Origin of the sequence: Mycobacterium sp. SM3041 (assembly GCF_039668335.1) — a bacterium.
Taxonomy (GTDB): domain Bacteria; phylum Actinomycetota; class Actinomycetes; order Mycobacteriales; family Mycobacteriaceae; genus Mycobacterium.
The window spans coordinates 81,349-94,495 of record NZ_JAYXBQ010000037.1 but is presented as its reverse complement, the minus strand read 5'-3'; the positions used below and the strand labels follow the sequence as shown (position 1 = coordinate 94,495).

Genomic DNA, 13,147 nt, shown 5'->3' with positions numbered 1-13,147 from the left:
CCATGCGAGTCGGCGTATACATCGACGGATTCAATCTGTACTACGGCGGTAAGTTCCTTTGTCGTGACCAGGGTGTATCCGGATGGCGGTGGCTGGACCTCCGAGCCCTCTCCGCGCGCCTGATCGCCCAGCGGTCGCCGTGGACAACTGCCGCCGTGGACCGGATCGTCTACTGCACAGCGCGAATCTCTACCGCCGACAACCAGATTGGCGCCGGCGAGCAAGATGCCTACCTGCGAGCTCTCGACCGAGCCAAAGTGGTTGACCATATCGAGTACGGCACGTATGTCAACCGGCTGAGCCGTGGTCCCCTCGCAACGCCCGGACGCCGCAATCGACCGCTGCTCACCAACCCTGGCGGGCCAGTCATGGTCAAGAACGCAGCCGGCCAAGATGAGCCGCAAGCCACCTTCATGGTCTCGGTCGCCCGACGCGAGGAAAAGGGCAGCGATGTCAATGTTGCCGCTCACCTGCTTTGGGATGTCCTCCGCGGTCAAGCTGGCCAGCAACCGATTGACGCCGCGGTCGTCATCAGCAACGACTCGGATTTGAAGTTGCCGCTCAGGCAGGCTCGCGAGTTAGTCCCCGTCGGATTGGTCAACCCCACCCGCAGCTACACAGCCGGTGCGCTGAGTGCATCGCCGACCAGCGGCGCAGGCAACCACTGGTGGTACCAAATGAACGACGGAGACTTCAGGGCGTGCCAACTCCCCGACCCGGCGGGCGGCGTCCCCAAACCTGCACCTTGGTGACTAGCTGGACTATCGCCCGGAAAAGAAAAACCCGCCCCTGCCGGGGACGGGTGGTATGCACCCAGTATGCAACGGAAGTTGCGGTGGCGCAATTCAAATCTCGTAGGTGTTAGTTCCGGAGGGTGGAACACGGTGACCGACCGAGTGAGTGGCTGCGGGCCGCGATTACTGCTGGGCAGGTGCGCGGTGCACCTGCCCAGCAGAACCAATCCAATCGGCTTAGTCACACCAACCGGCATATTTCCACTACGCCCGGCGGGCGTACGCCGCGAGCGCGTACTTGCGGATCACCACGACCCGGCCGCGGCTGACGCATGACGAAGATCGGGTGCACACCCAGTGCTCCTCGGCCCGTTCGATGTTGTCGCTGGATCTGAATGTCTGGACACACTCACACTTGCCGCAGCAATGGACACACACTGGCGGCGGTGCGCCTTCGCAGCTTGGTAGCACGTAGGGGCCGCAGTACCTCGGCGCGCACGGTCGATACCGACCACACGATTTCGCGCGGGTCGAGGTTGCCGACCGGGCAGGGATTCGCCCGGTAGCTCCGCGGCTCGCGCACGCGACAGCAGCACGATGGTCTGACCGGTGCACTACCTGGCCGATATTCGCCAAAGTGCCTTCTGAGGAACTGCGCATGTTTAGCCATCTCCTTCGCTGGTGGACGAAACAAAAGGTCCCGGTCACCAATCGGTGATCCGGGACGAGCACAACGGTGGCGGCATCGGCATGACGGCCGCTCGGTAAGTGGTGTAGCTGGCCTGCTCCAATCCTTCGAGGGACAGAAACGAAAAGAGAGCCCCCGGCGAGGACCCTCTATACAAGTTGTAGCACGAGATATGTGGAACAGCGGGTTGCTCAGAGATTTCTTAGTTTCGTCATCGCCGACTTGTTCTCGGCGGGGTGGTCGTTGCCGTCGTCTGCCAGTCAGATCAGTGATGAGCCAGCAACAAGATGAATGCCACGACAGTTGGCGTCACGGTGAAGATACAACTGAGCGCAGGCGTCGGCGTGGGTCGGAAACGAGGGCGTTCGGAGGGCGACTGCCGGACATCAGCTACGAGCGTGCAACCCCGCATACGTCGTACCACCACGCGGACGCGGAGGTGAAGTACACCAACGCCCTCGTGGCGGCACAACACGGGCATGGGATATCGGGGCCGCGAAGCCCACGCCGACAGCATTACGTATTCGATTGCGCCCTCGTCATTCGCAGCCGGCCCGCCCGGCCAACAACTGGTCCAACGTCGCCAGAAACTCCTTGGGCCGCAACGGGGTACAGGCCGGCGCGGGAGTGGTGCCGACGACGTCGAGCGTCACCAGCGTCGACTTGATGGGCCGCCAGATGTCCAGCGGCAGCCAGCGGCGTGGGTCGGTGCCGCCCCAGATCAGGAACCGGTCCATGATGAAGCCGAGCGACTCGGACTTGTAGCCACGGACCGCGCTCAGCGGGATGATCTTCGAGGTGCCCGACGGAAAGTGGTACCGGCGCAACGTGATCGCCTGCCGGTCGAGGAAGATCTGACCGTCGTCGTAGTGCGCGTCCGAGCGGGTCTCGCTCACCGCTTGGCGCTCCGCAACTCGTGGCCCTTGGAGGTCAGGCAGCGGCCGTTGTCCAGGTTCCACTGCCACCCGTGCAGGTTGCAGGTCAGGGTGTTGCCCTCGACGATCCCGAACTTCGACAGATCGGCCTTCAGGTGCGGACACCGGCGCTGAATCTCGTAGCCACCCATGTCGATTGACGCCGAGGTGTCGTGCGCCTCGGCGAACCAGCCGTCGGCGTAGGCGATGCGCTCGTCGGTGAGGCACTTGAAGAACGTGTACAGGTACTCGTTGTAGCCACCGACGCGCCACGCCTCGAAACGGGTGGACAGGAAGATGGTGTTGACCCAGTCCGGCTCGTCGTCGCGCAGCACGGTGCGCACCAGTTCGGGTGCTATCCCGAAGCCATAGCGGAACTTCTCGTCCGGAATCGCTTCCCGTACAGCCCGTTTCGGGAAGTCCAGCACCACGGTCTCGGTGCCGATGCGGAGCTCCACGGGATAACCGATGCCGTCGCAGATCTGGTCGCTCGCCGCCATGATCGGCTCGAACTTGGCGCGCAGCGGCTCGAGCAGCGAATCGCCGGAAGCCGTTGCCCACGACGCCTTTTCCGCGGCCAGCACCGGTGCCATGCGCTGCGCGTAGGCCTCGATGTAGGCGGCCTTGCCGGTCGTGAAGATCGCCTCGGCCTCGGCGTCGGGAATCGGGTGCACCAGCGAGTCCAGCGCCGGCCCGGTGAACGTGGCGACCGTGCCGGGGATCATCAGCAGTCCGCCGTCGTGGCCGTGGCTGCGCAGCTGGTCCAGGAACACCGCCTGGTCGGGGAAGATGTTGGCCGGATCGTCATGATCGTCGTTGAGCCAACGCAATTCGGGATCCAGGAAGCATGGCGGGCCGGCCGACGGCACCACCCAGGTGGCGCCGACCTGCGCGATGTACTGGCGACAGCGGTCCATCTGCCGCTGCCGCTTCTGGGTGCCGAAGGCCTCCTTGGCCCGGGCCGGCATGTCGTAGACCATGGGGTACCAGATGGCGCCCGAGTACTGCAGCATGTGCACGTCGACGTCGCCGAACTCGGTGGCCACCATGTCCAGGTCGATCGGGCGGGCGTCGTTCATGTTGAACGCGACGGTCTCGCCGTCGGACACCACGAGGCCCGAGTCGCCGATCGGACCGTCGGCCGGGGCGCGCAGGGCGATGATCATGATGTCGAGGTCGCCCTTGGGCCCGCTGACGCGGTGCTTCACCGAATCGGTGGTCTCGAAGAACGTGTGGAAGCCGAGGGCCTCGAGTTCACGACGCAGGTCGGGCACCGGGTAGTCGGGCAGCAGCACCGTCGCGTCCTTGTTGACGTGGGCGCGCAGGTGCTCCGGGTCGAAGTGATCCTTGTGCAGGTGACTGACGTATAGGTAGTCGCAGTCGCCGAGCGCGTCCCAGTCGAGCTGGCTGTTGTCCGGGAACGGGAACCACGACGCGAAGTAGGCAGGGTTCACCCACGGGTCGCACAGAATGCTGCCCGCGGCGGTATCGATCCGAAATCCGGCGTGCCCAACGCTTGTGACCTGCACAAATGCCCCTTTTGGCGGTGGAGAGTTCGCCAGCGAGTCTAGCCGGATTCCGGAGCGTCCCAGAGCGCGCGGTAGTAGGCGATGCGCTCGTCGTCGCGCGCCACCCCATAGGCGTCCAGCAATACGGCCTCGTAGCCGCCGGGGTGGTTCCAGTCCAGGGACATGGTGGCGATCGCCAGGTCGGCCCACCGGTCGGCCACCCCGAGGTCCCCGATGTCGACGTGCCCGACGAACGCGCCGTCGTCGCTCATCAGGGTGTTCGGCGAGCACGCGTCACCGTGACAGACCACGAGCCGGTCCGGATCGGGGACCGCCCCGACCCAGGAGGGCCGCCCGAACGGGCAGTCCGCGACGGGCAGTGCGTCGTGCATGGCCCGCAGCCCGGCCCCGATCGCGCGGGCCGCGGTCTCGGGATCGTCGGCCCAGAGCGGGTCGACGGCGGAGCGGCCGGGCAGGCCGACGGTGTGCAGCCAGCCCGCGCCCTCGCCGAGGACGGGCGGGACGGCGATGTACCGGCCGGCCCAGCGCAGCCGGACGGCCTCGTCGGTCAGCAACGGCGCGTGCTCGGCGGGATAGGTCTTGACGTACTCGGCGCCGGCGCCGATGGCGAACGTCACGCCGCCGAGTTCGTTCTCCCAGACCGCGGTCACGGGACGGCCGTCCGCCAGCGCGTGGACGACGTCGGGAACGGGGACGGGCCCGCTGGGGAAGGTCACCTGACCGACCTTTCCATGCTCAGTACCGGCGGTCCGCACTAGGCTGATCCCCGTGGAACCGGTATATGGCACCGTGATCAAGCTGGCGCGCACGGTGTGGCGGGCTCAGGGCCTGAAATTCACCGTGACAGGCGCGGAGAACCTGCCTGTCAGCGGCGGCGCGGTGGTCGCGATCAACCACACCAGCTACTTCGACTTCACGTTCGCCGGGTTGCCCGCCGTCATGCAGAAGCGGGGCCGCAAGGTGCGGTTCATGGCGAAGAAGGAAGTCTTCGACAACAAGTACGGCGGCTGGCTGATGCGCAAGATGCGCCACATCGCCGTCGACCGTGGCAGCGGCGCGGACTCGTACGCCGAGGCGGTCAAGCAACTCAAGGCGGGCGAGCTCGTCGGCGTCTACCCCGAGGCCACCATCAGCCGTAGTTTCGAGATCAAGGCGTTCAAGTCGGGCGCGGCCCGCATGGCCATCGAGGCCGACGTGCCGATCGTCCCGCACATCATCTGGGGCGCCCAGCGGATCTGGACCAAGGGCCATCCGCGCAACATGCGCCGCCCCAAGGTGCCGATCTTCATCCACGTCGGTGAGCCCATCTACCCGACGCTGCCCGCCGCCGAGCTGACGGCGCTGTTGCACGCCCGGATGCAGCACCTGCTGTCGGAGGTCCAGGACCGCTATCCCGAACATCCCGCCGGCGAGTTCTGGGTGCCGCATCGGTTGGGCGGCGGGGCGCCGACGCTGGCCGAGGCCGACCAGATGGACCTCGACGAAGCGCGCGAGAAGGCGGCACGCCGCGCGGCGCGGCAGGCGGAAGGTGCGCCGGAGTAGCGCCATGGAGCCAGTTTTCCGCGGCATCGAGATTGCCGCAAAGGCGGCGGTCGCCGCCACGGGAACCCGCATCACTTACCAAGGGCTGGAACATATTCCGGATATCGGCGGTGCGGTGATCGCGATCAACCACACCGCTTACGTCGACTTCCTGCCGGCCGGTCTGGCCGCCACCCATCGCCGCCGCCGGGTCCGCTTCATGCTCAAGGCCGAGGTGCAGCAGGTGCCGATGGGCAACTTCCTGGTCAAGCGGGCCGGGCTCATCCCCGTCGACCGCAGTTCCGGTGGCGACGCGTATCCCGTCGCCGTCGAGCGGCTGCGCGCCGGGGAACTGGTCGGGGTGTACCCGGAGGCCACGATCAGCCGCAGTTTCGAGCTCAAGGAGTTCAAGACCGGCGTGGCGCGGATGGCACTCGACGCGCAGGTGCCGATCATCCCGGTGATCGTCTGGGGTGTGCACCGGATGTGGACCAAGGACCACCCGAAGCGGTTGGGGCGCAAGAAGATTCCGGTCATCGTCCGGGTCGGTGCGCCGATCGCGGCGAACGGTCCGGTGGCCCAGGTGATGGCGATGCTGCAGCAGACCATGACCGATCAGCTCCATGCGGTGCAGGAGGAATACCCGCACCCGGCGGGTGAGTACTGGGTGCCGCGCCGGCTGGGCGGCGGCGCTCCGACGCCTGAGGAGGCCGAAGTGCTGGAGAAGGCCGAGCGGGCCCGTCGGGAAGCCGGGGGCCGGTGATGCTGCCCGCGCTGATCGCCACCGACGTCGACGGCACGCTGCTCGACACCCATGAGCGCGTGACGCCGCGGACCCGCGCCGCCGTGCAGGCCGCCGTCGCGAACGGCGCGAAGTTCGTGCTCGCCACCGGCCGGCCACCGCGCTGGATACCGCCGGTGGTGGACGCCCTGGGGCTGTCGCCGCTCGCGGTGTGCGCCAACGGTGCGGTGCTCTATGACTCCGCGACGGACCGCATCGTCTCGGCCCACACCTTGAGCCCGGATGCGTTGGGCGAGTTGGCCGAGATCGCCACCCGGGTTATCCCGGGCGTCGGGCTGGCGGTCGAACGCGTGGGCCGTACCGCATTCGACGAGTCGATGCCGCAGTTCGCGAGCTCACCCGGCTACGAGCATGCCTGGCACAACCCTGACAACACCGAGGTGTCGGTCGAGGACATGCTCAGCGTGCCGGCGGTGAAGCTGTTGATCCGCAAGGCGGGCGCGCACAGCGCCGATCTGGCCGCGGCGCTGGCCCCGCATGTCGGCGTCACGGGCGACCTGACCTATTCGACCAACAACGGGCTGATCGAGGTGGTGCCGCTGGGCATCAGCAAGGCGACGGGCGTCGCCGAGATCATCCGGCCGTTGGGCCTCACCGCCGAGGACGTCGTGACGTTCGGCGACATGCCCAACGACATCCCGATGCTGACCTGGGCCGGGCTGGGCGTGGCGATGGGCAATGCGCATCCGGGGGCCCTGGCGGCCGCCGACGAGGTCACCACGACCAATAGTGACGACGGGGTGGCCCGGGTCCTCGAACGCTGGTGGCTCTAGTCCGAGTCCGCTAGCTCTGCATCTCGATCCGGCTGAACCGCTCGAGCTGCACCGGCTCCTGCTTCGGCGGCGGCGGAAGTTCTTGCGGCACACCGTCGATGACGCGCGTCACGGTCCCGTTCTCGCGGTCGAAGTTGAGGGTGCCGTGCTGGAAGTTCTGCACGATCCACTGCGGTTCGGCGATCTCGCCGCTGGTGGGCAGTCCGAGGGCGCCGCGCTCGAAACCCAGTGCGCCCCAGGCGTCGTACAGCGCTCCGGTGAGCGGCTGGGCCCCGGTGTTCGGCGACCAGTACATGGCGCCGTGGTCGAAGGTCGCGTAGCGGGTGTGACCGTCGGCCGCGGCTTCCGGTGAGGTGGCGACACCGAGCGGGCCGGACGCCCCGCCCATCGCCTGCCACTTGTCGAAGATGGCGCCGCCGCGCAGCATGTCCATCGCGCTCAGGGCGCCGGGCGGCGCGGTGAAAGAGGCTGCGATGTCCCGCAATTCGCCCATGGCGGCGTAGGCGGCGTTGCCCGGGCAGTCGGTGTTGCCGACGTCGCGGTGGGTGAAGATCGTCGGCAGCGTCGGCGTCGCGCCGGCGGGGAAGTGGGTGAACGAGCCGCCACCCGACGTCAGCACCACGCTGCCGAGGGGGTTGACGTGGTCCAGGCTCAGCCGCCAGCCGATGAGCCGGCCGGTCATCTTGAGCTGCAGCGGCGTCGGGGGCACGGCGTCGAAGTCACCGAGCATGGCCACGCCCCAGGTGTCGACGTTGAAGCCACCGGTGTGCGAGCCCTCCACGGGTCGCGTCATGCCGCCGAACCGGCCCTCGAAGACCTGTCCGTACTTGTCGACCAGGGCGTTGTAAGCGATGTCGCACCAACCCAATTCGCGGGTGTGGTACTCGTAGATCGACCGGACGATGCCCGCGGAATCCTCGGGCGCGTAGTCGTTGCTGCCTGCGGTGTGGTGCACGATGGCCGCGCGCACACCCGGGTCGTAGACCGGTTGTCCGCAGCGGACGCTCTCGTTGGCGCCCCACTGGGCGCGGCTGATGATGTTGGGCGGCTGGTTGGGCGCCGACACCGCGGTCGGCTGGAACTGCACGTCCGCGGGTGCCTCCGGCGGGCTGATGAGCACCGCTTTCATGCTGGGGCCCAAGGGCTTTTCGACGTCGACGGGGCGGTAGCCCAGGCCGGGGCCCTGCGGCCGGTCGCCGGCCGGCGGCGTGGCGGCGGCTTCGGCGGGCCGGGTCACCGCGATCTGGACGGTGTTGGTGCGGCCGACGAACACGGGTTCGGTGCCGCGCGTGGTGGCGCGCGCTTCGCCGACACCGTCGGGCGCCTCGACCTCGTACCAGGGGCCCCAGGATCCGTCGGCCTTCTGGGCGCGCACGCGGGCCGAGGTCCCGGTGAAGTCCGACGCCGTGAGGGCGACCAGGGAGAAGGGGGTGTCCTGGTGGATTTCCCGGACGGTCTGTCCGCCGCCGACGCCGGCCAGCGGCTGCGTGTGGAGTTCGGGCGCGGACGGTTTGTCGTCCGTCAGACCGGGGATGCCGGGGATGCCGCTGACGGCCAGCGGCACCATCACGACGGTCGCCGCCAGGGCGGACAACAGTATTGACGGTGCGGGACGACGGCGCGGCACAGCGCGAATGTTACGTATGTGTCAGGTGTTACCCGTGTTTCGACACGGATTACTGGGCTGTCAATTCTCTGCAAGACGCCGCAACGGCACCGCAGAGCCTTGTGGCTTCTGCGGTGCCGTCTCGGTTACAGGTCTTCAGTTGTGTATGGCAGATGTCACGCGGGGGCCGGCAGTGCCGGTGCGGCCGCAGCGGCTGCCGCGGGGGCGGCCTGGGCGGACTTCACCGCTGACGTGATGGCCGGCACGACCATGCCCTTCAGCAGGTCGATCGCCTGCGTCGCGCCCAGCTGGTTGGCCGCACTGGTCAGGTCGCTGATCAGCCCGCCGCCACCGCTGCTCGGCGCCGCGCCGAGGCCGAGGCCGTCACCGCCACCCAGACCGACCGACGGGTCGCCGAGGATGGGGTAGCTGCCACCGAGGCCCTGGCCCGGGCCGAGGCCCAGGCTCGCGTTGGGATCGGTCATCGGCATGCCTGCGGTGCCGAGGCCCGCCGGGCTCGCGCTGATCGACGGCGTCGTCAGACCCGTGGCGTTCAGGCCGGGAGCGGTCAACCCGGGCGTGCTCACGCTCGGGAGGGTCGCGCCCTGGGTCGTCAGACCTGCGCTGGGCAGCCCGCCCAGGCCCGGGGTCAGCGATGACGGGCTGGTGGCGCCCAGGCCGGCCGGCGGGGTCAGGCCGGGTGCGGTCGCCCCGGTCGGCGGGGTCAGGCCAGGCGCGGTCAGCCCGGTCGACGGGGTGGTGCCCAGGCCCGGGGTCAGGCCGGCCGGCGGAGTGAGCCCACCCGCCGGGGTGAGGCCGGCCGGCGGGGTCAGGCCGGGGGTGGTGCCCAGGCTGGGGCTGGTACCGAGGCCGGGGGTCAGGCCGGTCTGCGGGGTGAGGCCACCGGTCAGCGGGCTGGGGGAGCTCGCGGCTCCGCCCATGAGGTTCGGCAGGTTGACGCCGAACTGGGACAGGCCCTGCGACAGCGCGGACATGACCTCGTTGGGCAGGTCGGTCACGAGCGCGGCCTGGACGAATTCCCGGTGCTGCGGTGTCGGGTTTGCCGGGGTCATCTCGGCGACCGCCACGAGTGCGATCGGACTTGCGACGGCCACGGCGGCGACTGCGCTCATGGCTGTCGAGAGCTTGCGTCGACGTCGGTTAGGCACGGAAGTCTCCTCAATCTGTGGGGTACGGCTCGAGCTGGCTTGCTGAGTCGTCGGTACTGACGCAATCGATGTTAAAGCTGTGATTAGTGGGATTAGAGTGACGATGCGGAATCGTGAGCGAATTGCGACCGGCCCGCGCACTGCCCGACCCGACCGGGTGTTTTCGGGCCGAACGGCCTCTGTCGGATACCCTGAACGCCGATGACCTCCGCTGATTCCCGGGGCGCTGCGACCCAGTCCTCCGGCCCTTATGACCTCATCGTCGTCGGCTCCGGATTCTTCGGACTGACGATTGCCGAGCGCGCGGCAACCCAACTCGACAAGCGGGTGCTGGTCGTCGAGCGCCGTCACCATCTGGGCGGCAACGCCTATTCCGAAGCCGAGCCCGAAACCGGCATCGAGGTGCACAAGTACGGCGCGCACCTGTTCCACAACTCCAATCAGCGGGTGTGGGACTACGTGCGGCAGTTCACCGACTTCACCGGCTACCAGCACCGCGTCTTTGCCATGTACGACGGCCAGGCCTACCAGTTCCCGATGGGACTGGGTCTGGTGTCGCAGTTCTTCGGGCGCTACTTCAGCCCGGACGAGGCCCGCGCCCTGATCGCCGAGCAGTCCGCCGAGATCAACACCGACGACGCGCAGAACCTCGAAGAGAAGGCCATCTCGCTGATCGGCCGGCCGCTCTACGAGGCCTTCGTCAAGGGCTACACCGCCAAGCAGTGGCAGACCGATCCCAAGGACCTGCCCGCGTCGATCATCAGCCGCCTGCCGGTGCGCTACAACTTCGACAACCGCTACTTCAACGACACCTACGAGGGTCTGCCGGTCGACGGGTACACCGCCTGGCTGGAGAACATGGCCGCCGACGAGCGCATCGACGTGGTGCTGAACACCGACTGGTTCGACGTGCGCGACCGGCTGCGGGCCGAGAGCCCCGACGCGCCGGTGTTGTACACCGGCCCGCTCGACCGCTACTTCGACTACTCCGAGGGGCGACTCGGCTGGCGCACCCTGGACTTCGAGATGGAAGTGCTGCCCATCGGGGACTTCCAGGGCACGCCCGTCATGAACTACAACGATCCCGACGTGCCCTTCACCCGCATCCACGAGTTCCGGCACTTCCACCCCGAGCGGGATTACCCGACCGACAAGACCGTCATCATGCGGGAGTACTCGCGCTTCGCCAACGACGACGATGAGCCGTACTACCCGATCAACACCGATTCGGATCGCGCGATCCTGGCGGCCTACCGCGCCAGGGCCAAGGCCGAAACCGAGGAGAACCGGGTGCTGTTCGGGGGCCGGCTGGGCACCTATCAGTACCTCGACATGCACATGGCCATCGCCAGTGCGCTGAACATGTACGACAACGTGCTGATGCCGCATCTTCGTGACGGTGTGGCACTCGCCGGTGCAGAAAGTAGCTGAAAGACCATGAGCGACATCCCATCCGGCGCACTGGCGTCGGGAGAGTCCCGTGCGGTGAGCCTGCTGTCGCGGGTCATCCTGCCCCGTCCGGGTGAGCCCCTCGACGTCCGCAAGCTGTACATCGAGGAGTCGTCCACCAACGCCCGGCGCGCGCACGCCCCGACCCGTACCACGCTGGAAATCGGTGGGGAGTCCGAGGTTTCGTTCGCCACCTACTTCAATGCGTTCCCGGCCAGCTACTGGCGGCGCTGGACGATCCTGACGTCGGTGGTGCTCCGCGTCGAGCTGACCGGCAGCGCCCGTGTCGACGTCTACCGCTCGAAGGCGACCGGCGCGCGAATCACCGTGGGCGGCAGCGAGATCGCCAGTGGCGAGGACGGCCTCCCGGCGGTGGTCGAGTTCGAGATCGGCCTGGAGCCGTTCGAGGACGGCGGCTGGATCTGGTTCGACATCACCACCGACAGCGCGGTGACGGTGCACAACGCCGGGTGGTACGCCCCCGTGGAAGCGCCGGGCCGCGCGAACATCACCGTCGGTATCCCGACCTTCAACCGCCCGGCGGACGCCGTCAACGCCCTCGCGGCGCTGACGTCGGATCCGTTGGTGGACAAGGTGATCGGTGCGGTCATCGTGTCCGACCAGGGTGCCAACAAGGTCAAGGACCACCCCGACTTCGCGGCGGCCGCGGCGCCGCTGGCCGACCGGCTGGCCATCCACAACCAGCCGAACCTCGGTGGCTCCGGCGGCTACAGCCGCGTCATGTACGAAGCGCTGAAACACACTGACTGCGAACAGATTCTGTTCATGGACGACGACATCCGCGTCGAGCCCGACTCGATCCTGCGGGCGCTGGCGTTCAACCGGTTCGCCAAGACGCCGACCCTGGTCGGCGGCCAGATGCTCAATCTGCAGGAGCCCTCGCACCTGCACGTCATGGGCGAGATGGTCGATTCGGCGAACTTCATGTGGACGCACGCCATCAACGCCGAGTACGACCACAACTTCGCGAAGTACCCCCTCGCCGACGAGGAGGAGTACCGCAGCAAGATCCTGCACCGCCGCATCGACGTCGACTACAACGGCTGGTGGATGTGCATGATCCCGCGCGCGGTGGCCGAGGAACTCGGTCAGCCGCTGCCGCTCTTCATCAAGTGGGACGACGCGGACTACGGCCTGCGCGCCGGCGAGCACGGCTACCCGACGGTGACCCTGCCGGGTGCGGCGATCTGGCACATGGCGTGGAGCGACAAGGACGACGCCATCGACTGGCAGGCGTACTTCCACCTGCGCAACCGCCTCGTCGTGGCGGCGCTGCACTGGGACGGCAACATCCGTGGCCTGGTTGCGAGCCACTTCAAGGCGACCATGAAACACCTTCTGTGCCTTGAGTATTCGACGGTGGCCATCCAGAACCGGGCGATGGACGACTTCCTCGCCGGGCCGGACAACCTGTTCACCATCCTCGAGTCCGCGCTGCCCGAGGTGCGCGCCATGCGTGCCGAGTACCCGGACGCGGTGGTGCTGGAGAGCGCGACCTCGTTGCCCGCGCCGTCGGACAAGAAGTGGCGCCGCAAGGTCAAGATTCCCACCAGCTTGCCCGCCATCGCGGTCCGGCTCACCCGCGGCGTCGTGAACCAGCTCAAGCCGCACGACCCGGAACACCATGTGCGGCCGCAGATCAACGTCGCGACGCAGGATGCCCGCTGGTTCTCGCTGTGCATGGTCGACGGTGTCACCGTCACCACCGCCGACGGCCGCGGTGTCGTCTACCGCCAGCGCGACCGCGAGAAGATGTTCGAGTTGCTGCGTGAGTCGCTCAAGCGTCAGGCGCTGCTGGTCCGCAAGTTCAACCGCATGCGGAAGGTGTACCGCAACGCCCTGCCGGAGCTGACGAGCAAGGAGAAGTGGGAGACCGTGCTGCTGGCCTCCCAGCCCGAGTCGGCTGGTGCCCGGTGAGCCTCGAAGGTATCGAGGGTGATG

11 protein-coding genes are annotated in these 13,147 nt (G+C 67.7%); 6 read left to right on the top strand and 5 right to left on the bottom strand.

What is annotated here, in order from left to right; translation table 11 throughout:
- Positions 1–2 precede the first annotated feature (2 nt).
- Positions 3–752: an NYN domain-containing protein gene (locus tag VXD91_RS09630; RefSeq protein WP_135356682.1), complete on the top strand. Its 750-nt coding sequence runs from the start codon at positions 3–5 to the stop codon at positions 750–752.
- A gap of 1,209 nt (positions 753–1,961) precedes the next feature.
- On the opposite strand, the gene VXD91_RS09625 is transcribed toward VXD91_RS09630, so the two are convergent.
- From VXD91_RS09625 to VXD91_RS09615, 3 genes are read right to left on the bottom strand one after another with little or no spacing between them, the layout of a single operon-like run.
- Positions 1,962–2,318: a hypothetical protein gene (locus tag VXD91_RS09625; protein WP_135356683.1), complete on the bottom strand. Its 357-nt coding sequence runs from the start codon at positions 2,316–2,318 to the stop codon at positions 1,962–1,964.
- Positions 2,315–3,865 carry a Rieske 2Fe-2S domain-containing protein gene (locus tag VXD91_RS09620; protein WP_346415263.1) on the bottom strand — a complete coding sequence of 517 codons (1,551 nt, stop codon included), beginning with the start codon at positions 3,863–3,865 and terminating at the stop codon, positions 2,315–2,317. The genes VXD91_RS09625 and VXD91_RS09620 overlap by 4 nt, the downstream gene beginning before the upstream one ends.
- A gap of 38 nt (positions 3,866–3,903) precedes the next feature.
- The gene (locus tag VXD91_RS09615; protein WP_346415262.1) at positions 3,904–4,581 is read right to left on the bottom strand and encodes an aminoglycoside 3'-phosphotransferase; all 678 of its coding nucleotides are present in this window, start codon (positions 4,579–4,581) and stop codon (positions 3,904–3,906) included.
- A 52-nt stretch (positions 4,582–4,633) separates the two neighbouring features.
- On the opposite strand from VXD91_RS09615, the gene VXD91_RS09610 reads away from it, so the two are divergent.
- From VXD91_RS09610 to VXD91_RS09600, 3 genes are read left to right on the top strand one after another with little or no spacing between them, the layout of a single operon-like run.
- Entirely contained in the window at positions 4,634–5,407 is a 774-nt protein-coding gene (locus tag VXD91_RS09610) for a lysophospholipid acyltransferase family protein (RefSeq protein ID WP_061002440.1), read from the top strand.
- 4 nt (positions 5,408–5,411) lie between these two features.
- Positions 5,412–6,149, top strand: coding sequence for a 1-acyl-sn-glycerol-3-phosphate acyltransferase (locus VXD91_RS09605; RefSeq protein WP_346415261.1), 738 nt, complete (start codon positions 5,412–5,414; stop codon positions 6,147–6,149).
- A complete protein-coding gene (locus tag VXD91_RS09600) occupies positions 6,149–6,961 on the top strand; it encodes an HAD family hydrolase (protein ID WP_346415341.1) in 813 nt (270 codons plus the stop codon). The genes VXD91_RS09605 and VXD91_RS09600 overlap by 1 nt, the downstream gene beginning before the upstream one ends.
- A 10-nt stretch (positions 6,962–6,971) precedes the next feature.
- On the opposite strand, the gene VXD91_RS09595 is transcribed toward VXD91_RS09600, so the two are convergent.
- Both VXD91_RS09595 and VXD91_RS09590 read right to left on the bottom strand, forming a co-directional pair.
- The gene (locus VXD91_RS09595) at positions 6,972–8,588 is read right to left on the bottom strand and encodes an N-acetylmuramoyl-L-alanine amidase (protein WP_318983990.1); all 1,617 of its coding nucleotides are present in this window, start codon (positions 8,586–8,588) and stop codon (positions 6,972–6,974) included.
- A gap of 155 nt (positions 8,589–8,743) precedes the next feature.
- Complete coding sequence (locus VXD91_RS09590) at positions 8,744–9,736, bottom strand: hypothetical protein (protein ID WP_318983989.1); 993 nt, start codon at positions 9,734–9,736, stop codon at positions 8,744–8,746.
- Between the two features lie 201 nt (positions 9,737–9,937).
- Between VXD91_RS09590 and glf the strand changes: the two genes are divergently transcribed.
- Both glf and VXD91_RS09580 read left to right on the top strand, forming a co-directional pair.
- On the top strand, positions 9,938–11,167 hold the full coding sequence (gene glf / locus VXD91_RS09585) for a UDP-galactopyranose mutase (protein ID WP_318983988.1): 1,230 nt from the start codon (positions 9,938–9,940) through the stop codon (positions 11,165–11,167).
- A gap of 6 nt (positions 11,168–11,173) precedes the next feature.
- The gene (locus VXD91_RS09580) at positions 11,174–13,123 is read left to right on the top strand and encodes a glycosyltransferase (protein WP_346415260.1); all 1,950 of its coding nucleotides are present in this window, start codon (positions 11,174–11,176) and stop codon (positions 13,121–13,123) included.
- The last annotated feature ends 24 nt before the right edge of the window (positions 13,124–13,147 follow it).